This is a genomic window from Pseudomonas sp. p1(2021b) (assembly GCF_020151015.1).
Classification (GTDB): Bacteria; Pseudomonadota; Gammaproteobacteria; order Pseudomonadales; family Pseudomonadaceae; genus Aquipseudomonas; species Aquipseudomonas putida_K.
Genome location: NZ_CP083746.1, coordinates 2,176,327 through 2,194,146 on the forward strand (window position 1 = coordinate 2,176,327; position 17,820 = coordinate 2,194,146).

19 protein-coding genes are annotated in these 17,820 nt (G+C 62.0%); 13 read left to right on the forward strand and 6 right to left on the reverse strand.

The features are described 5' to 3' along the window. Positions 1-4: 4 nt before the first annotated feature. Positions 5-1,207: an acetyl-CoA C-acyltransferase gene (locus tag K8374_RS10310; RefSeq protein ID WP_224458938.1), complete on the forward strand. Its 1,203-nt coding sequence runs from the start codon at positions 5-7 to the stop codon at positions 1,205-1,207. Positions 1,208-1,214: 7 nt separating this feature from the next. Continuing rightward, on the forward strand, positions 1,215-1,595 hold the full coding sequence (locus tag K8374_RS10315) for a steroid Delta-isomerase (RefSeq protein ID WP_318010864.1): 381 nt from the start codon (positions 1,215-1,217) through the stop codon (positions 1,593-1,595). A gap of 75 nt (positions 1,596-1,670) precedes the next feature. On the opposite strand, the gene K8374_RS10320 is transcribed toward K8374_RS10315, so the two are convergent. Together K8374_RS10320 and K8374_RS10325 are read right to left on the reverse strand one after the other, a co-directional pair. After that, positions 1,671-2,747 carry a hypothetical protein gene (locus K8374_RS10320; RefSeq protein WP_224458940.1) on the reverse strand — a complete coding sequence of 359 codons (1,077 nt, stop codon included), beginning with the start codon at positions 2,745-2,747 and terminating at the stop codon, positions 1,671-1,673. A 146-nt stretch (positions 2,748-2,893) separates the two neighbouring features. Beyond that, entirely contained in the window at positions 2,894-3,667 is a 774-nt protein-coding gene (locus tag K8374_RS10325; RefSeq protein ID WP_224458941.1) for an SDR family oxidoreductase, read from the reverse strand. A 167-nt stretch (positions 3,668-3,834) separates the two neighbouring features. On the opposite strand from K8374_RS10325, the gene K8374_RS10330 reads away from it, so the two are divergent. From K8374_RS10330 to K8374_RS10355, 6 genes are all read left to right on the forward strand, one after another. Beyond that, complete coding sequence (locus tag K8374_RS10330) at positions 3,835-4,662, forward strand: alpha/beta fold hydrolase (RefSeq protein ID WP_224458942.1); 828 nt, start codon at positions 3,835-3,837, stop codon at positions 4,660-4,662. Beyond that, positions 4,659-5,450 (forward strand): fumarylacetoacetate hydrolase family protein, encoded by a 792-nt coding sequence (locus tag K8374_RS10335; protein WP_224458943.1) that lies wholly within the window; start codon positions 4,659-4,661, stop codon positions 5,448-5,450. The genes K8374_RS10330 and K8374_RS10335 overlap by 4 nt, the downstream gene beginning before the upstream one ends. A gap of 16 nt (positions 5,451-5,466) precedes the next feature. Further along, positions 5,467-6,375: an acetaldehyde dehydrogenase (acetylating) gene (locus K8374_RS10340; protein ID WP_224458944.1), complete on the forward strand. Its 909-nt coding sequence runs from the start codon at positions 5,467-5,469 to the stop codon at positions 6,373-6,375. Between the two features lie 10 nt (positions 6,376-6,385). Beyond that, positions 6,386-7,420: a 4-hydroxy-2-oxovalerate aldolase gene (gene dmpG / locus K8374_RS10345; RefSeq protein ID WP_224458945.1), complete on the forward strand. Its 1,035-nt coding sequence runs from the start codon at positions 6,386-6,388 to the stop codon at positions 7,418-7,420. A gap of 341 nt (positions 7,421-7,761) precedes the next feature. After that, positions 7,762-8,370: an SCO family protein gene (locus K8374_RS10350; protein WP_196154206.1), complete on the forward strand. Its 609-nt coding sequence runs from the start codon at positions 7,762-7,764 to the stop codon at positions 8,368-8,370. Further along, positions 8,370-8,852 carry a copper chaperone PCu(A)C gene (locus K8374_RS10355; RefSeq protein ID WP_224458946.1) on the forward strand — a complete coding sequence of 161 codons (483 nt, stop codon included), beginning with the start codon at positions 8,370-8,372 and terminating at the stop codon, positions 8,850-8,852. Before K8374_RS10350 ends, K8374_RS10355 begins: the two co-directional genes overlap by 1 nt. Positions 8,853-8,982: 130 nt before the next feature. On the opposite strand, the gene K8374_RS10360 is transcribed toward K8374_RS10355, so the two are convergent. Further along, entirely contained in the window at positions 8,983-9,210 is a 228-nt protein-coding gene (locus K8374_RS10360) for a hypothetical protein (protein ID WP_043206911.1), read from the reverse strand. Between the two features lie 529 nt (positions 9,211-9,739). On the opposite strand from K8374_RS10360, the gene speD reads away from it, so the two are divergent. From speD to dinB, 5 genes are read left to right on the forward strand one after another with little or no spacing between them, the layout of a single operon-like run. Beyond that, complete coding sequence (gene speD, locus K8374_RS10365) at positions 9,740-10,129, forward strand: adenosylmethionine decarboxylase (protein ID WP_196166229.1); 390 nt, start codon at positions 9,740-9,742, stop codon at positions 10,127-10,129. Then, entirely contained in the window at positions 10,107-11,519 is a 1,413-nt protein-coding gene (locus K8374_RS10370; RefSeq protein WP_224458947.1) for a coproporphyrinogen-III oxidase family protein, read from the forward strand. The genes speD and K8374_RS10370 overlap by 23 nt, the downstream gene beginning before the upstream one ends. Positions 11,520-11,534: 15 nt before the next feature. Continuing rightward, positions 11,535-12,752, forward strand: a complete 1,218-nt coding sequence (locus tag K8374_RS10375) for an MFS transporter (RefSeq protein ID WP_224458948.1) — start codon at positions 11,535-11,537, stop codon at positions 12,750-12,752. After that, positions 12,730-14,811 carry an ornithine decarboxylase gene (locus K8374_RS10380; RefSeq protein ID WP_224458949.1) on the forward strand — a complete coding sequence of 694 codons (2,082 nt, stop codon included), beginning with the start codon at positions 12,730-12,732 and terminating at the stop codon, positions 14,809-14,811. The genes K8374_RS10375 and K8374_RS10380 overlap by 23 nt, the downstream gene beginning before the upstream one ends. Next, positions 14,804-15,892, forward strand: coding sequence for a DNA polymerase IV (gene dinB / locus K8374_RS10385; protein WP_224458950.1), 1,089 nt, complete (start codon positions 14,804-14,806; stop codon positions 15,890-15,892). Before K8374_RS10380 ends, dinB begins: the two co-directional genes overlap by 8 nt. Before the next feature lie 14 nt (positions 15,893-15,906). Here the strand turns inward: dinB and K8374_RS10390 are convergent, their stop codons facing one another. Genes K8374_RS10390 through K8374_RS10400 form a run of 3 tightly spaced genes read right to left on the reverse strand, consistent with a single transcriptional unit; the run spans position 15,907 to position 17,749 of the window. After that, on the reverse strand, positions 15,907-16,740 hold the full coding sequence (locus tag K8374_RS10390) for an AraC family transcriptional regulator (RefSeq protein ID WP_224458951.1): 834 nt from the start codon (positions 16,738-16,740) through the stop codon (positions 15,907-15,909). Next, positions 16,737-17,051, reverse strand: coding sequence for an AzlD domain-containing protein (locus K8374_RS10395; protein WP_224458952.1), 315 nt, complete (start codon positions 17,049-17,051; stop codon positions 16,737-16,739). The genes K8374_RS10390 and K8374_RS10395 overlap by 4 nt, the downstream gene beginning before the upstream one ends. Continuing rightward, positions 17,048-17,749, reverse strand: a complete 702-nt coding sequence (locus K8374_RS10400; protein ID WP_224458953.1) for an AzlC family ABC transporter permease — start codon at positions 17,747-17,749, stop codon at positions 17,048-17,050. Before K8374_RS10400 ends, K8374_RS10395 begins: the two co-directional genes overlap by 4 nt. Positions 17,750-17,820: the final 71 nt, after the last annotated feature.

The following is a 17,820-nucleotide window of genomic DNA, read 5'->3' on the forward strand; positions in this document are numbered from 1 at the left end:
GAGCATGAACGAAGCAGTGATCGTGTCCACGGCGCGTACGCCGATCGGCAAGGCCTTCCGTGGCGCCTTCAACGACACCGAGGCACCGACCTTGGGCGGCCATGTGGTGGCCGAGGCGGTGCGCCGCGCCGGCATCGTGCCGGAGGAAGTGGACGATGTGATCATCGGCGCCGCCGCCCAGCAGGGCACCCAGGCCTACAACCTCGGGCGCCTGTGCGCCACGGCGGCCGGCCTGCCGGCACAGGTGTCCGGCATGGCCGTGGAGCGCCAGTGCGCCTCGGGCCTGATGAGTATCGCCATCGCCGCCAAAGGCATCGTCTGCAACGAGCTCGACATCGCCGTGGCCGGCGGCCTGGAGTCGATCTCGCTGGTGCAGAACAAGCACAAGAACACCTACCGCAACCAGTCCACCCTGGTGCTCGAGCGTGACCCGACGGCCTACATCCCGATGATCGAGACCGCCGAGATCGTCGCCCAGCGCTACGGCATCAGCCGTCAGGAACAGGACGCCTACAGCCTGCAGAGCCAGCTGCGCACGGCTCGTGCCCAGCAGGCCGGGCTGTTCGACCTGGAGCTGGCGCCACTGACCACCCAGAAGCTGCTGGTGGACAAGGCCACCGGCGAGAGCCGGCATGAAGCCGTGACCCTGCGCCAGGACGAATGCAACCGCGCCGATACCAGCGCCGCCAGCCTGGCGGCCCTGGAGCCGGTGTGGGCGGGGGGGCAGTGGACCGGGCCTGGGCGGTTCATCACCGCCGGCAACGCCTCGCAACTGTCCGATGGCGCCTCGGCCTCGGTGCTCATGAGCGCCCGCCTGGCCGAACAACGCGGCCTGCAACCGCTGGGTATCTATCGCGGCCTGGCGGTGGCGGGCTGCAACGCCGACGAAATGGGCATCGGGCCGGTGTATGCGATTCCCAAGCTGCTCAAGCGCCATGGCCTGAAGGTCGATGACATTGGCTTGTGGGAGCTCAACGAAGCGTTCGCCTGCCAGGTGCTGTACTGCCGTGACACCCTGGGCATCGACAACGACCGCCTCAACGTCAACGGTGGCGCCATCGCCATCGGCCACCCGTTCGGCATGTCCGGGGCGCGGATGGTCGGCCATGCGCTGATCGAAGGCAGGCGCCGGGGCGTGCGTTATGTGGTGGTGAGCATGTGCATCGGCGGTGGCATGGGCGCCGCTGCATTGTTCGAGGTGGCCTGAGATGGGCTTGCCGACAGCACAGCAGGTCCAGGCCATCATGCAGCGTTATGTCGAGCGGGTGGATGCCGGTGATATCGATGGCATCCTCCAGCTCTATGCCGAAAATGCCACCGTCGAGGACCCGGTGGGCCAGGCGCCGTTGCAGGGCATCGACCAGATCGCCGAGTTCTACCGCCAAGGGTTGGGTCGGATGAAGGTCAGCGCGACCCTCACCGGGCCGGTACGTGCCAGCCATAGCGGCTGTGGCGCCATGCCGTTTCGGGTCGACATGCAGTGGCAAGGGCAAGACTGCTCGTTGCATGTGATCGATGTGATGACGTTCGACGAACAAGGGCTTATCAGCAGCATGAAGGCCTATTGGAGCGAGGTGAACGTAGTGCCCCGATGAGCTGGCCTGATCCCGGCCAGCCGTGACATGCGGCGGCCGGAGCGCAAGCGTCGACAACAATGCGACGCTGCGTAGTCAGGTGCGCTCGAACTTCAGGGCTCGGCGAGGTTCCTGTTCGTACCCGCGAGCATATCTGAAGTTGAAACCGTATACGTTCCCATAGAGGTCGGTGATATCTCCGAGCCGTTCCATTACCGGGCTCGCACGCTTAGAACCATTGTAAAAGTGGATATTGAAAGGGCTTAGGCACATGAACACAATGACCTTGCCTGCTTGCGGATTGACGAACGGCGGGTTACGTATCGGATAGGTCTTCAGGGGATGGGCGCCATTAATGCCCAGCTTTTCAGGAAGATCGTTCGCGGTTGGCGAGGTTTCCCCTGAATGTGCTGCCAGGCAGAAGGAATACTCCGCCTTGTACTCCTCGCCGGAGTCCCACCACAAGCCACGCATGTCGATGTATCTGAGTGGCACCTGCCCGTGGACGGTGTGTGCGCTGATGTAGTAGTGGTACATGCGCCACCAAGTCTCCTCGCCGCTATTCCCCAATTGGTAGACGAGTTTCTCCGGGTGGTCGAATGTCACGAGCGCCTTGTTCATCTCCTTGGGCTCTAGCGTGATCCTCCCTGTCGCCCCTTCATAGCAGGTGGAGATATGTTCGTGGAACTTTGCTGCGAATATTTTCCGAGTGGAGTCGCCCGTGGCGACCCAGAGGTGGATCTTGTCGACTTCCACTGCATCGACACCCTGGTGTACATCGACGATGGTATTGGGTGTGTTGGGCGTATTGGGATCGTCAAAGGAAAGTTGGCGAACCACCGTTTCGTCATATACGAACAGCCCGGGGTCCCGGTAGCTGCTCCAGCCAGTCAGATCTTCGTATCCTACGTCGTAAGGGAGAGGCTCGCCGACCGGGTTTCCGGATGAAGTGACTTCTATCAGTTCCATACTGGCCAGGTCTGCGGCACTCATGTCGACCTTACGCCCATACCGGTCCCTGGCGAGCGCTTCGATGGTCAGTGGTATTCGCTGGCGGCTGTTGTTGAAAAGCGGGCGGCAGTCATCCAAGTGGCCGGGGGCATGATAAATACGAAATATCTGGAAGTAGGCAATCGTGGAAGAAGCGGTGCTCGATTGGGTTTGAACAGTCATCCTATGTCCTTGTGGGCGTGTCTGAAGAGACCTGACTGTGCGAGCTTTTGAAGTCGCTGATAACTCCATTTACTTCTAGGTATTGGATTGAAGCGCCTCAGCGCCGGGCCTTGGCTATCACGAGCATGTTCGGGCGCCTTTGCCGATCATTGGCCTCTTGCCGCCTCGAGGAACGCCGGGCGCTCGCCACCGCCATGCACTGCCAGGTCCGCACCGCTGACATAGCGGGCCAGGGGCGAGGCCAGGTACAGGCAGGTATCGCCGATATCGTCCGGCTCGGCCAGGCGGCCCAAGGGGATGGTGGCAGCTACCTCGGCCACCTGCTGGGCATCGCCGTAGTGCAGCTGGGCCTGTTCGGTGAGGATCAGCCCGGCGGTGACCGCATTGACCCGCACCTTGGGCGCCCACTCCACTGCCAGCGAGCGGGTCAGGTTGAGCAGGCCTGCCTTGGCTGCGCCATAGGCGGCGGTGCCAGGTGAGGGGCGGGTGGCGCTGACGCTGCAGATGTTGATGATGCTGCCGCCCTCGGCCTGCGCCTGCATTACCCGGTTGGCCAGCTGGCTCAGGTTCAGCGGCGCCAGCAGGTTCAGCCGCACGATCGACTCGCTGAAGCGCGGCGAGGCGCTGGCGGCTTCGGCGAATGGTGCGCCACCGGCATTGTTGACCAGCACATCGAGACGGCCGAAGTACTTCAGGATGCCACCTACCAGTTGCTCCAATTGCTCCAGGTCACGCACGTCGCATTGCATGAACACGGCCTGGCGGCCTCCGCCGCTGGGCAGACGCTCCGGTGCCTGGCGGCCACAGATGACCACCTGCGCGCCACATTCGAGAAAGCGTCGGGTAATCCCACGGCCCACGCCCTTGGCACCGCCGGTGACCAGGACGACCTTGCCGCGAAAATCCAATGGGTCTTGCATGGGGATGCCTTCCATCTATCAGGAGAATGCCTCGATGCTAGGCGCCAGGGGCTGTCGGGCCTACGTCCGAAGGGACTAGGGCACGTTGCTGTAGTCCTGTCGGACGATGCCGCCAGGCGTGGTGGCTCTGAATAATCCCGGTACAACAACAAGCCGGGAGGTTCCCCATGGGCGCAGCAGCGCAAGGGCACAAGGTCAGGTTGCCGGGTGGCCTGCAATTGCACTATCAGGATGTCGGCTCGGGCGAGGCGGTGGTGTTCATCCATGGCAGCGGCCCGGGTGCCAGCGGGCATAGCAACTTCAAGCACAACTACCCGGTATTCGCCGAGGCCGGCTACCGCGCCATCGTGCCTGACTTGCCAGGCTATGGTGCCTCGGACAAACCCGAAACCGCCTATACCCTGGACTTCTTCGTCGAGGCCTTGCTGGGCTTGCTCGATGCCCTGGATATCCAGCGCTGCGCGCTGGTCGGCAACTCCCTGGGCGGGGCCATCGCCATCGCCATCGCCCTGCGCCAGCCGCAGCGGGTGGCGCGCCTGGTGCTGATGGCCCCGGGTGGCCTGATGGACAAGGCGCAGTACTACCTGCAGATGGAAGGCATCCAGCGCATGGCCACGGCCTTCGCCAGCGGCGAGTTGCGCGATGCCGACGGCATGAAGCGCCTGCTGGGCCTGCAATTGTTCGACCCGTCGTTGATCGACGATGAGACGGTGGCCGAGCGGGTCGCAGTGGTGGCGCAGCAGCCCCCCTGCGTGCTCGCCACCATGGAGGTGCCGAACATGGCCGAGCGCTTGCCGGAGCTGGCTTGCCCGATCCTGGGATTCTGGGGCATGAACGACAAGTTCTGCCCAGCCTCCGGTGCCAACACCTTGATGCAGGCCTGCCGACACATCCGCTGCGTGCTGCTCAGCGAATGCGGCCACTGGGTGATGGTCGAGCACCGTGACCTGTTCAACCGTGACTGCCTGGCATTTCTCGAGGAGGGCCGCCCATGAGCCTGCAACTGCGCCGCCAGCACAGCGACGAACTGTACCAGGCCCTGTGCGAAGGGCAGACGCTGGCACCGCTGACCGAGCGCTGGCCACAGATCACCATCGAGGATGCCTACCACATCTCGTTGCATTGCATCGAGCGACGGGTCGCCGCCGGTGACCGTATCGTCGGCAAGAAGATCGGCGTCACCTCGGCAGCCGTGCAGCGCATGCTTGACGTGCACCAGCCGGACTTCGGCTTCATCACCCGTGCGATGGCCTTCGATAACGGCGCTGAGATCTCGTTGGCCGAGAACCGCCTGATCCAGCCGCGCGCCGAGGGCGAGATCGCCTTCGTGCTCAAGCATGACCTGGTCGGCCCGGGCGTCACCGAGGCCGACGTGCTGGCGGCCACCGACTTCATCACGCCGTGCTTCGAGATCGTCGATTCGCGCATCGATGACTGGCGCATCCGTATCCAGGACACCGTGGCCGACAACGCCTCCTGTGGCGTGTTCGTGCTTGGCCAGGAACGGGTCGACCCACGCCAGCTGGACCTGCCGGCGCTGCACATGCGTGTGTTCAAGAACGATGAACCGCTGAGCGAAGGGTTGGGCTCGGCGGTGCAGGGCAACCCGTTGACCGCGGTCGCCTGGCTGGCCAACACCCTCGGCGCCTTCGGCATCCCCTTCAAGGCCGGCGAGGTGATCCTCTCCGGTTCGCTGGTACCGCTGGAGCCAGTGCGCGCAGGCGACCGCTTTTCCCTGACCATCGACGGCCTGGGCAGTGCCCAGGTGTCCTTCCGAGCCTGATCGAGGAGCAAGGCCCATGAGCCAGAAACTGAAAGCGGCCATTATCGGCCCGGGGAACATCGGCACCGACTTGCTGATGAAAATGCGCCGTTCGGCGTGGATCGAGCCGGTCTGGATGGTGGGCGTGGACCCGGAGTCCGAGGGCCTGAAGCGGGCCCGGGCGATGGGCGTGAAGACCACCGCCGAAGGCCTCGACGGCCTGTTGCCCCATGTGCTGGACGACGATATCCGCATCGCCTTCGATGCCACCTCCGCCTATGTGCATGCGCACAACAGCCGCAAGCTCAACGAGCTTGGGGTGATCATGGTCGACCTGACGCCGGCGGCCATCGGCCCGTTCTGCGTGCCGCCGGTCAACCTCAAGGAGCATGCCGCCAAGCTTGCGATGAACGTCAACATGGTCACCTGCGGTGGGCAGGCCACCGTCCCCATGGTAGCGGCGGTGTCGCGTGTGCAGCCTGTGGCCTATGGCGAGATCGTCGCCACCGTGTCGTCGAGCTCCGTGGGCCCCGGTACCCGGCAGAACATCGACGAGTTCACCCGCACCACCGCAGGTGCCGTGGAAAGCATCGGTGGTGCTCGCCGCGGCAAGGCGATCATCGTCATCAACCCGGCCGAGCCGCCGTTGATGATGCGCGACACCATCCACTGCCTGACCGACGACACCCCCGACCAGGACGCCATCCGCGCCTCGGTGCTGGCCATGGTCGAGGAAGTCCAGCGCTACGTGCCCGGCTACACGCTGGTCAACGGCCCGGTGTTCGATGGCAACAAGGTGTCGATCTTCGTCGAGGTGCAAGGCCTGGGCGACTTCCTGCCCAAGTCGGCCGGCAACCTGGACATCATGACCGCCGCCGGCCTGCGCACCGCCGAGATGTTCGCCGAAGAAGCCCACAAGGGCACCCTGCAATTGCCGGCCCGCTGAGGAGAGTGCGATGAACCTTCAAGGTAAGAATGTGCTGCTGCACGACATGAGCCTGCGCGACGGCATGCACGCCAAGCGTCACCAGATCAGCCTGCAGCAGATGGTGGACGTGGCCACCGGGCTGGATGCCGCGGGCGTGCCGCTGATCGAGATCACCCATGGCGACGGCCTGGGTGGCGCCTCGTTGAACTACGGCTTCCCTGCCCACAGCGACGAACAGTACTTCAGTGCCGTGATTCCCAAGCTCAAGCACGCCAAGGTTTCGGCGCTGCTGCTGCCGGGTATCGGTACCCTCGACCATCTGAAGATGGCCTATGAGCACGGTGTCTCGACGATTCGCGTCGCGACCCACTGCACCGAGGCCGACGTATCCGGCCAGCATATCGGCATGGCTGCCAAGATGGGCCTGGATACCGTGGGCTTCCTGATGATGGCGCACATGGTCAGCGCCGAGAAGCTGCTGGAGCAGGCGCGCCTGATGCAGAGCTACGGCGCCAACTGCATCTACTGCACCGACTCGGCCGGCTACATGCTGCCCGACGAGGTGAGCGAGAAGATCGCCGTGCTGCGCGATGGCCTGGAGGCGGCTACCGAGGTTGGCTTCCACGGCCATCACAACCTGGGCATGGCGATCGCCAACTCCCTGGCCGCCATCGAAGCCGGTGCGGTGCGTATCGACGGCTCGGTGGCCGGGCTCGGTGCCGGTGCCGGCAACACGCCGTTGGAGGTGTTCGTCGCCGTGCTCAAGCGCATGGGCGTTGAGAGCGGGGTAGACCTGTATCGCATCATGGACGTGGCCGAGGACCTGGTGGTGCCGATGATGGACCAGCCGATCCGCCTGGACCGTGATGCCCTGACCCTGGGCTACGCCGGGGTGTACAGCTCGTTCCTGCTGTTCGCCAAGCGTGCCGAGGCCAAGTACGGAATCCCGGCCCGCGACCTGCTGGTGGAGCTGGGCCGTCGCGGCACGGTCGGTGGGCAGGAGGACATGATCGAGGACCTGGCCCTGACCTTGTCCCGCGGTATCAAGGGGACTGCCGGGTAGTTGGGGTAGCTGGGTAGTTGTGGGAGCGGGCTTGTCCCGCGATTGGGCCGGGCCTGCCACCGCAGCGGGATGACAAGGCCTTCGCCCTCGATCGCGGGGCAAGCCCGCGCCCACAATGGCCGCTCCAATCACGCAAGCAGGATATGTGCCGTGCCATGCTGTAGAGCAACAAAGTGTTACGAGATCAACCCCTGCGACAACAAGACGCAGCCCGGAATTCAATGGCTTGCGCGGGGTTGGACCTCTGTCGGCTGGATGCCCGGGGGGTGTCATGCCAGAATGCCCCGGTTTTCAGCTGGCCCATCCCAGGGGCCGGCACCTTCCCTGTAAAGGATGGTTCCATGACTGATTTACTGACCCGGCGTGCTGTCGTCGCCGGGATGGGCGTGCTGGGGCTTGGCCTGCTGGCCGGTTGTAACCCGGCCCGGGGGCTCGAATTCAAGTACGGCAAGAACATGAGCAACGAAATCCTCGGGCGCAAGTTCCGGCTCAAGGATACCCAAGGCAACGAACGCACTCTGTCGAGCTTCTATGGCTCGATGCCGATGATCTTCTTCGGGTTCACCCAGTGCCCGGCCGTCTGCCCGACCACCCTGGCGCGTGCCGCGCAGATCAGGAAACTGCTCAGGGGCCGCGACCGTGATCTGTTCCAGGTGGTGCTCATCACCCTGGACCCGGAGCGTGACACCCCGGAAGTGCTCGATGCCTACGTCAAGGCCTTCGACCCTTCGTTCACCGCACTCACCGGCACCCCCGAGGAAATCGCCGAGGTGGCCAAGGAGTTCAAGGTGTTCTACGAAAAAGTCCCGGCTGGTGATACCTACACCATCTCTCATTCGTCCACCAGCTACGTCTACGATACACGTGGCACCCTGCGTCTGAGCCTTGGCCATTCCCTGACTGCCAAGGAATGCGCCGAAGACCTGGTCACCCTGATGGAGATCTGCTAATGGCTGTTTCACTGCAACCTGTCAAACGCGGCCTGGCCGCCCTGGCGCTGATGGGCCTGGCCCTGCCGGCCCTGGCTCAGACCACCGTGAGCGATGCCTGGGTTCGCGCCAGCGTGCCGCACCAGCAATCCACCGGGGCCTTCATGACCCTGACCGCCGATACCGACAGCAAGCTGGTGAGCGTGGCCTCGCCCGTGGCCAAGACCGCGCAGGTGCATGAAATGACCATGAACGGCGACGTGATGGGCATGCGTGAAGTGAAGGCTGTGGAGTTGCCGGCCGGCAAAGCCGTGAGCCTGGACCCGAGCGGCTATCACGTGATGCTCATGGGCCTGGCCAAGCAGGTCAAGGAAGGCGAACAAGTGCCGCTGACCCTGGTCATCGAAGACGCCAAGGGTGGCAAGCAGACCATAGAGGTGCAGGCACCCGTACGCCCGCTGACCGCCGAAGCGGGGCATGACCACGGGCACATGCAACACTGATCGTTCACGTACCGCTGGGTCTTCCGGCATGACGCAAGGCCGCACCTGCAGGCACCCGATGGGTGGCGTAGGGGGCGGCCTTGTATCGTTTCAGGGGCGCGTAACGGCCCCACGTCACTTAGACCGGCGCTCAGCTACGAAACCTGGGTAGCGGCCGCTCGATGGTCAACGACGTCAAGGTCTTGCGCACCTGGGCATCTTCGGCTTCCAGGGCCTTGAGGCTAGCGCGGATCTTGCCAGCAGCGGGCACATCGCCCTGCCGGTCGATCCAGTCGGCAATCTCCTTGCAAGCACTGCTCAAACAGGCTTGGCGCTGGTTCATCAGCGTCAGGAGGGTGGTGAGCTCTCTATCGGACATGGCAGGATCCTCCGTTCAGCCCACTCAGTTTAGCAGGGGTAGGGGGTTCTGCTCAGCGTAATGTCAGGCCTGCCAAACCGGTATGCGTTACAACCGTTCATCCGACGAATAGGCGGCAAAGGCTGTATGGGCCTACGTGCGCTGTCTGTTTATTGAAGTTCGGTACTTTGTAAGTAAAACGGTATTGATCATGAAAAGCTTGAGGTTTTACGTTTAACTTTTTTCTTGGGTGTGGGAAGTTTCCTACCTGTCCGTGTGAGGCGTTTGTTGCAAAAGGTTTTGTTACAAGTAGTGGGTTGTTGGTGGTGCGTTGTACGTCTACCGTGAAGTTGCCCGCTCGTTGTGAGGGCGTTTAGTCAAGGAACACATCACCAAGTAGAGGGAGTTTGCTATGAAATCAGCTATCGAAATGTTCAAGGTCGATGTCGTGGGTGTAACAGGCAAGGGCGTATGCATGTGGTGAGTCGTATGCCTAGGGGCGGTCATTGATCGCCCTCTCTTCTTTCTCCCGGGTGAAGGAGAGATACGCATGGAAGACGTCGGTTTCCATACACTATGGGACATCACGGGTGCCAACACCGCCTTGCTGCGTGATGAGCAGGTATTGCATCGGTTCTTTTATTCCGCGCTGCTGTCGTCCGGTTTCACGGTAATAGATGATCTGATGCATAAGTTCGAACTAGGCGGCGAAGGTGTCACTGGACTATTTCTGCTTTCCGAGTCGCACTTGTCCTATCACACGTATCCTGAAAATAACTATATCAGTATTGATGTCTATACCTGTGGCAGGAGCAATGACGCCATCAATAATGATATTCGGCGTTTTTTTGGCGAGCAGGCGAACATCAACTGCCAAACATTCCGGCGCGGCAGCTGCCCGCCACGGCGCGAGGAGCATGGCTGTGAAACTTGTCGATAATGGGGTGGTTAAATTTGATTATCAGTTTCCGCTTTATAATTTTTTCTTCCCGTCGCAGTCCTTGAACGTCTTCTCTCCCTCTTGGTCGCAGCTGGCAACGATACTCCAGGACGGCAACGCGCCTGCGCGGTCAAGGGCGCTGTATTTTCATATCCCGTTCTGCGAATCGATTTGCACGTTCTGCCCATTCACTCGTGGGTTATATAAAAACAGCGAGGCGATCGATCGCTATACCGAGGCGCTGCTGACGGAGATCGAGTACAAATCGAGCATCATGGACCTGCGTGCCGTCCCCGTTCGTGCCATTTTCTTTGGCGGTGGCACACCATCGTTGCTGTCGCCTCAGAACATTCATGCCATCGGCGAAGCGTTGCACCGTCATTTCGATATGGCGGGCGTCGAGGAGTTTTCCTTCGAGTGTCATGTCGGCAGTGTCACGCCCGAGCGCGTGGCGGCGCTTGGCGATATTGGCGTGAGCCACGCTCGCTTCGGTCTTCAGACGATCGACCCGCAGTGGCGTCGGCTGTTTAACCTTGAGCAAGACATCGGGCGGGTAGAAACGGCCGTGGAGTGTCTGGTTTCAGGATTTGAGCATGTCCTGTGCGACATCCTCTACGGCATGAATGGCAGCAGCGAACGCCAGACCCTGGCCGATATCGACAAAGCAATCGCATGGGGTGTCAGCAACATAGATATTTACCCGATCAACAATGTCGCCACCTCGGTCAAGCTGCACAAGCAGATCAGGGTCCGGTTCGCCGAAGTGATGCCGGCGCTACGCAAGCTGAACATGAGGCTGCTCTTCGACGAGCATCTGCGGCAAAAAGGGTATGTACCTTACAACGGCCACGGCTACGTGCATCTGCCTGGCGAGGCTGGGCGGCTGATCACGGATGAGTATTCGTTCATCTATCACGAACACGTTTACGGCTACGCCGACCATGACGTGCTGGGCTTCGGCGTCAATGCCATCTCGTGCCTGGCTGGCAACGTGATCACCAATACCCCGTTACGCGAGCAGTACATCCGCCAGATGACCAGGGGCGAATGCCCCTGCCAGGTCAGCCAGCATGATCCTTTGCTGGATGCCGTCAAGCCGCTGGTACTGCGCCTGCCTTATCACGGCAAGGCCGAAAAAGGCCGGATCGCGCTCGATCGCATGCCTGCCGGTTTGATGGCGCGTCTGAGCGCCCTGATCGAGGCCGGGCTAATCGTGGAGCACGCCGAGACTTATGAGCTGACCCACCTGGGCTGGCTCTGGTACAGCAACCTGATGTTCTACCTGATTCCCGAGAGCGAGCAGAACGTGCTCAAGCGCTTGGTCTACGAGCGTCTCGACACACCTGGGCGCGATATTACGGAAGACGAACTGATCTACTCGGCCGGCTAGGGAAGACGAGGCGACATGCAGGCTTTGAACTTGAACGCAGGCACCAGGGCGCTTGCGACCGGATACTGTTTCTCCAAATGTGGGGAGTTTGCCTTCGAGGCTGCCTTCGCTGTGGTGGTGGTAGCTATAGCGGAGGCGGATCTCCTGTTGATTGGCTTGGTCTACTTCTTTCGCTACTTGCCCAGCGCGGTCTTTTCGCCCATTGGAGGTTGGTTGGCGGATAACGGCGATCGCAAACGTACCCTGGTTTGGGTAGAAATGGGCAAGTGCCTCGTGGTGCTTTTGTTCTTCAGCGTGTTCAGTTTTACCAAGCCTGCCCTGGTAATGGTGACCGTGATGGCCATGTTCATGACCGCACTGGACTGTCTGTATGTCCCCACCTTCCGTGCTTACTTTCCCAGTATCGTCGAGCGGGACGTGCTCTGTTCGGTCAACAGTGGGCTTCAGGTGGTCGAAGATGCGGCGTCTATCGTCGGGCCGCTGGTGTTTTCCGCCATCGCGTTGCTGTACACCACCGAGGTTACCTTCTTGTTCTTTTCCGTCTGCCTGCTGTGTTCGGCAGTTGCCCTTGCCACGCTGTCACGGGTCGACAAAGAGCAAGTGGTGGCCTTCGATGGCATGAGCCTCTTGCGTGAGGCTGCGCATAGCGTCGGCCAGATGCGTGCTGGCAATGCGCCTCTGTTCGCCGTGATTTGTTGCACCACGTTCTGTGCAATGTTCGCGACCTCGGTGATTCGCTTCATCCTGCCGGCTTCGGTACTCGAGCATTTTTCTTCCGAAGCGGCGGTAGGCTACGTATTTTCCCTGTTGGCCACCGGGAACGTACTGGGAGGCGTGCTTTATACCCGGTTCAACAAGCGCACCACGGCGCGCTTGGTAATGCGCTACTGGGCGCTGTACGGTGCCTTGTTTTTCGCAGCCGCCGTAGCCCTGGAATACGCCAGCGGGCTGTTCCTGCTCATCCTGTTTTGCGTGGGGTTCGTGGGGGCGTTCGTGGATATCGCCATCGTGACCAATATCCAGTGCCTATCTGGCGAGCACGAGGTCGGGCGCAACTTCTCGTTGTATTACTTCACCGCAGTGATCGGCGACGCTTTTTCAGGTTTGATCGCCAGCGCTGTCTATGTGCTGGTGGGGCCGGCGACCTTTATCGGGATGACGCTCATGCTGGTCGTCGCGCCCTTACGTTGGATCACTCAAGGAGGCCTGGATGAGCATCACGATCGTGCATAGTGCGGCCCTTTCTTCAAGCGAGTGGGGAGAGGCCGAAATGGTCGATTTCGCGCAATGCGAAAACCTTGCCCATGCCTCTGCGCTGATACTCACGCCGCGGGATGCGGTCAGTGATCAGGTGGCTCAAGCCGTACGGCGCTGGAAGGTGCCCCTGTTCGTGATTGGCCAGGCGCACGAGCCGCTCCTGGCCAAGCAATGCTCGGAGCTGGGCGCCATCCGCTTGCCGAAGCCCCTGAGCAGCGATGAGCAGGCGCGGGTAAAGGCCGCGGCCGAAGCGTACGAGCATCGCACGCTGCCGCCTTTCACGCGTGCTGTCGCCGCGTTCAGCGCGCGTCGCAGGCCCACCTATGCCTGCCCGGGCCATCAGGGGGGGCAATGCCTGGAGCTGCATCCGGCCGGGGTGCGCCTGCGACGCTTGCTGGGTGACGGAATCTATCGGGTGGACGTTCCACATGCCGCACCTGAGCTCGGTGATGTGCTGTGCCACCACGGGCCTGTCCGGGAGGCCGAGCAACTGGCCGCACGGGTATTTGGTGCCGATCGAACCTGGTTCGTGCTCAATGGCACGTCCACGGCCAACAAGGTGGTCACCAGCGCCCTGCTGACGGCGGGTGACCTGGTGTTGATGGACCGGAACAATCACAAGTCGGTGTTCCTCGGGGCCCTGGTGCAGTGTGGCGCGTTACCTGTCTACCTGGAGAACGTTCGCGACGAGCGCGGGATCCTGGGCGGCTATCGCCCCGGTGCATTGGATGAAAGCCGGTTGCGGCATAAGGCTGCACAACTCGATGAGCGCAGGGCTTGCCAGGCGCGGCCGTTTCGCCTGGCCATCGTTCAGCATGCAACGTGCGATGGGGTGATCGTAGACGCTGCGGCGCTACTCGACCGTATCGGTCATCTTTGCGACTACGTCCTGTTCGATGCGGCCTGGTCGGGATACGAGCCTTTCATTCAGCCATTGGCGCGGTTTTCACCACTGGCCGCGCCTTTGCACGAAGGGTCGCCCGGCATCTTCGTCACCCAGTCGGTGCACAAGCAGATGTCCGGGCTTTCGCAGGCTTCGCAGATCCACAAGAAGGACCGGCATGTACAGGGGCAAACCAGGTATTGCCCAGGGCACGTGTTCAACAGCGCCTTCATGCAGCATGCATCGACCAGCCCGTCGTACCCGTTGTTCATGTCACTGGAGGTCAACGCGGCCATGCTCGTCGAGGGCGAGGGAGAGCGGCACTGGCAGGCGGTCGTTGGCCTGGCCGACGCATTTCGCCTCCAGGTCTGGCGTCAGTGCCGCTGTATAAAGCCGCTGCTGTGGCCGTCCAGCTGCGAAGGGCCGCAGGCGCACACGCTGATTAACGACGGAAGGGCGGTCGAACTGGAACCGGGCCTGCACTATCTGGACCCGTGCAAGGTAATCCTCCTTACCCGCGTGCAGCCCCTGAACCATGTCCCAGCATGCGTCGTGGCTCACTACCTGAGGGATCATGACTTCACCCCCGAGAAAGCGGACTTCTACAACTTCACCTTGCTGATCACGCCTTCTAGCACACAGGCCGGCCTGAGCAGGCTGGTGGACTGCCTTCAGGCCTTCGAGGCGGACCTGTGCGCGCATACCCCGGTATTGCAAGCCCTTCCGTCCTTACGCCAGGCCGGTGCACGCTATGAAGGCATGTCATTGGTCGAGCTGTGCCAGGAGATCAACGGCCTATACAGGTCATACGAAGTGGAGAGGCGACAAGCTGATATCTTCAGTGCCATCGATGTGTGCATTGCCGAGCTTAGCCCGCAGGCGGCGAACCAGCGTTTCATTCGCGGTGAGGCCAGATGGGCGAAGGTAGCGAATGTCATTGGCAAGGTGGCGGCGGAAGGTGTCATACCTTATCCGCCGGGCATCCTTTGCATTGCCCCCGGTGAGCGATGGACACCAGCCTTGGTCGGTTATCTGCTGGCCATCGAAGCTATGGCCTCCCGGCATCCCGGCTTCGCGCCGCATATCCAGGGGGTGCACCCGGTCGACAATGACGATGGCACGGTTTCGTTCGGGGTGTTCGTGCTTGAATGACAACGTCGATAGCGATACCTGCCTTGAGCGCAAATTCATCCATATCGACATGGATTCTTTTTTCGTCTCAGTGGAGTTGTTGGATGCGCCCTGGCTATGCTCGCAACCCGTCGCGGTAGGAGGGCGGGCGAGTGAACGTGGCGTTATCAGTACGGCCAACTACATTGCCCGGCAGTTCGGGGTGAAGAGCGGCATGGCCACGGCCACGGCGCAACGGCTTTGCCCGGAGTTGGTCATGCTGCCGGTGCGTTTCGAGCGGTATGAGGCCGTTACCCGTGTCTTGGAAGGTATCTTTCGTCGATACACCCAGAGTATAGAGTTTCTTTCCCTGGATGAGGCCACGCTCGATGTTTCCGGCCAACCCCACTGCGGCGGGTCAGCCACGTTCATGGCTGAGCAGATCAGGGCGAGTATCTGGCGCGAGTTGAGGTTGACCGCCTCTGCAGGCGTCGCCCCGCTGAAATACCTGGCCAAGATTGCCTCCGAGGTCAACAAGCCCAATGGTCAATTCGTCATCGCGCCAGGCCAGGTAGGGGCATTTCTCGCGACCCTGGATATCCGCAAAATCCCCGGAGTGGGGCCGAAGACCTGGGCGGTGCTGGAGAATCTCGGCTGTCGTCGCTGTGGAGACGTCACTGAAGAGCAGATCCCTTCGTTGTTGCACTACCTGGGCGTGCACGGTTTTTACGTATGGGAGCGGTGTCAGGGCAAGGAAGCCTACGAGGACAAATCCAGTGACATACGCTCCCTGGGCGTAGAGCATACCTTGGTCCATGATTGCGTGGACTTCGAGACCTGCATCGACGAGCTCACGGACCTCTTGAGTGCTTTACGTACTCGTTTAGGCGAAATCGAGGACGGCGCGTATATCGTCAGGAACCATGTCAAGCTCAAGTTTTCCGACTTTTCCATGGCCAGCGCCGAGGCCCCTGCGCGTGACCTGGAACCGGACGTTTTTCAAGGGTTGTGCCGGATGCTGTGGGACACCAAGCGCCAGGGGCGAGGTGTGCGCCTGGTCGGTATTGCTGTCAAAGTCCGGCGCAAGACCAGAAATGGGCTGCAATTGGAACTGTCTTGGTGAGCAGTACGGATGGCCTACACAAAGCGACACGCCTGCCGATAAGCCCCCGGCGTCACGCCATAGGCCTGCTTGAACTGACGGCTCAGGTGGCTCTGGTCGGCAAAGCCCAAGGCAAAGGCCACTTCCGAGGCGGGCAGGCCGCTCTTAAGGTATTCGCGGGCGCGGGCCAGGCGACGTTGCTTGAGCCAGGCGTGGGGAGGCAGGCCGGTGGCCTGGCGGAATACCCGGGCGAAGTGGAAGGGCGAAAGGTTCACGGCCGCTGCCAGGGCCTCCAGCGAGGGTGGGTCGGCCAGCTGGCTTTCCAGCAGCTCACGGGCCCGTGCCACCGCCACGGGTTCGTTGCCCGGCGTGGGAGGCTGGGCGCAGTGGCCGTGGCGCTGCACCAGGGCCAGTACCGCCTGGCGCCAGGCGGTCTGTTGCTCCAGGGCACTGGCACCGGTTTCGGAGAGTTGGTGCAACTGGCTGAACAGGGTGGCCAGCGTTGGGTCCTGGATGACGCTGGCCTTGAAGTGCGGCATGCCATGCCGACCCAGCTCAAGTTCCTCCAGCACACCGGTGACCCGTTCATGCTCGGGGTAGAAGCCGCGGTAGCGCCAGCCCGCCTCGTGGGCGGTGGCTCCGGTGTGCAGCTCGTCCGGGTTGATCAGCACCATGCTGCCTACCGGCGCCAGGTGCTCGCTGCCGCGATGCCAGAAGCGCTGGGCGCCGGACTCGATCACGGTGAACACGTAGCCTTCGTGTACATGAGGGGCGAAACGCTGCTGGAAATACCGTGCGTGCAGCATCTCCACGTCGCCCAGTGCCGGGGCCTGCCAGAGGTGGGTTTGTTCGCGCAGGGGCGTGTTCATGCCAGCCAACTGCGCAGGAGGAAGAAGATCACCATGCTGGCCAGCATGCTCAGCAATACGCTGCGGGTCAACAATACCAGGGCGATCGCCACCAGCGACCCCAGCAGGTATGGGTTGGCCAGGCTCAGGTCGAGCTGGTGGCCAGGCAGGAAGATGATCGGCCCACAGATGGCCGTCAGCATGCCTGGCACGGCGAAGCCCAGGAACTGTCGGGCATTGGAGCTCAGGCGCAAGGGCAGGCGCGGTTCGAGGAAGGCGTAGCGGTTGAGAAATACCACCAGGCCCATGGCGAAGATCAGCAACCAGGTCATGGGCGGCCTGCTCCGAGCTTCTGGCAGGCGAAGCCGGCGCTCATGCCCAGCAGGCCCGCGACCACCAGGGCTGTTTCCCAGTGCCAGTAGCTGAACAGCACCGAACAGAACAGCGACACGGCCACGCACACCACGGTGGGCAGGTTGCGTACCAGGGGCGCGATCAGTGCGACGAAGGTGGCGACGATGGAAAAATCCAGGCCCAGCTGATCCAGATGCGGGATGTTCTGGCCAAGCAGGATGCCGGCGAGCGTGAACAGGTTCCAGGCTACATAGAACGTCAGCCCGACCCCCAAGGCATACCATCGGTTGAACTGTTGCTGGTCATAGCGGCTGGTCAGGGCGAAGAACTCATCGGTCAGCAAAAAGCCCAGCCCCAGGCGCCAGCGCAGCGGCTGGTTGGAAAGCACCGGGCGCATGGACAGGCCATAGAGCAGGTGTTGGGAGGTCAACAGCAAGGTGGTGAGCAGGATCGAGAACAGGTTCGCACCGCCCTTGAGCATGCCGATCGCCACCAATTGCGCGGCGCCGGCGAAGACGATGGCAGACAGCCCTTGGCCCTCCCACGCGCTGAGGTTGGCTTCGATGGCCATGGAGCCGGCCAGCAGGCCCCAGGGGGCGACGGCCAGGGACAGCGGCAGGATGGCAAGGGCGCCGTGGAGAAAGGCTTGACGGGCTACGGATGGGTTGCAGGGCATGATGGTGACTATGAATCGACAGGGACAAGCAGCATGCCAGAGGACGCGAGGGGAGGCTTGAACGTTCTTGC

Excerpts from the sequence above, each read along its gene's own strand:
- K8374_RS10310 (WP_224458938.1), top strand. The coding sequence starts at position 5 with ATGAACGAAGCAGTGATCGTGTCCACGGCGCGTACGCCGATCGGCAAG.
- K8374_RS10320 (WP_224458940.1), bottom strand. The coding sequence starts at position 2,747 with ATGACTGTTCAAACCCAATCGAGCACCGCTTCTTCCACGATTGCCTAC.
- K8374_RS10325 (WP_224458941.1), bottom strand. The coding sequence starts at position 3,667 with ATGCAAGACCCATTGGATTTTCGCGGCAAGGTCGTCCTGGTCACCGGC.
- K8374_RS10330 (WP_224458942.1), top strand. The coding sequence starts at position 3,835 with ATGGGCGCAGCAGCGCAAGGGCACAAGGTCAGGTTGCCGGGTGGCCTG.
- K8374_RS10335 (WP_224458943.1), top strand. The coding sequence starts at position 4,659 with ATGAGCCTGCAACTGCGCCGCCAGCACAGCGACGAACTGTACCAGGCC.
- K8374_RS10340 (WP_224458944.1), top strand. The coding sequence starts at position 5,467 with ATGAGCCAGAAACTGAAAGCGGCCATTATCGGCCCGGGGAACATCGGC.
- dmpG (WP_224458945.1), top strand. The coding sequence starts at position 6,386 with ATGAACCTTCAAGGTAAGAATGTGCTGCTGCACGACATGAGCCTGCGC.
- K8374_RS10350 (WP_196154206.1), top strand. The coding sequence starts at position 7,762 with ATGACTGATTTACTGACCCGGCGTGCTGTCGTCGCCGGGATGGGCGTG.
- K8374_RS10355 (WP_224458946.1), top strand. The coding sequence starts at position 8,370 with ATGGCTGTTTCACTGCAACCTGTCAAACGCGGCCTGGCCGCCCTGGCG.
- K8374_RS10360 (WP_043206911.1), bottom strand. The coding sequence starts at position 9,210 with ATGTCCGATAGAGAGCTCACCACCCTCCTGACGCTGATGAACCAGCGC.
- speD (WP_196166229.1), top strand. The coding sequence starts at position 9,740 with ATGGAAGACGTCGGTTTCCATACACTATGGGACATCACGGGTGCCAAC.
- K8374_RS10370 (WP_224458947.1), top strand. The coding sequence starts at position 10,107 with ATGGCTGTGAAACTTGTCGATAATGGGGTGGTTAAATTTGATTATCAG.
- K8374_RS10375 (WP_224458948.1), top strand. The coding sequence starts at position 11,535 with ATGCAGGCTTTGAACTTGAACGCAGGCACCAGGGCGCTTGCGACCGGA.
- K8374_RS10380 (WP_224458949.1), top strand. The coding sequence starts at position 12,730 with ATGAGCATCACGATCGTGCATAGTGCGGCCCTTTCTTCAAGCGAGTGG.
- K8374_RS10390 (WP_224458951.1), bottom strand. The coding sequence starts at position 16,740 with ATGAACACGCCCCTGCGCGAACAAACCCACCTCTGGCAGGCCCCGGCA.
- K8374_RS10395 (WP_224458952.1), bottom strand. The coding sequence starts at position 17,051 with ATGACCTGGTTGCTGATCTTCGCCATGGGCCTGGTGGTATTTCTCAAC.
- K8374_RS10400 (WP_224458953.1), bottom strand. The coding sequence starts at position 17,749 with ATGCCCTGCAACCCATCCGTAGCCCGTCAAGCCTTTCTCCACGGCGCC.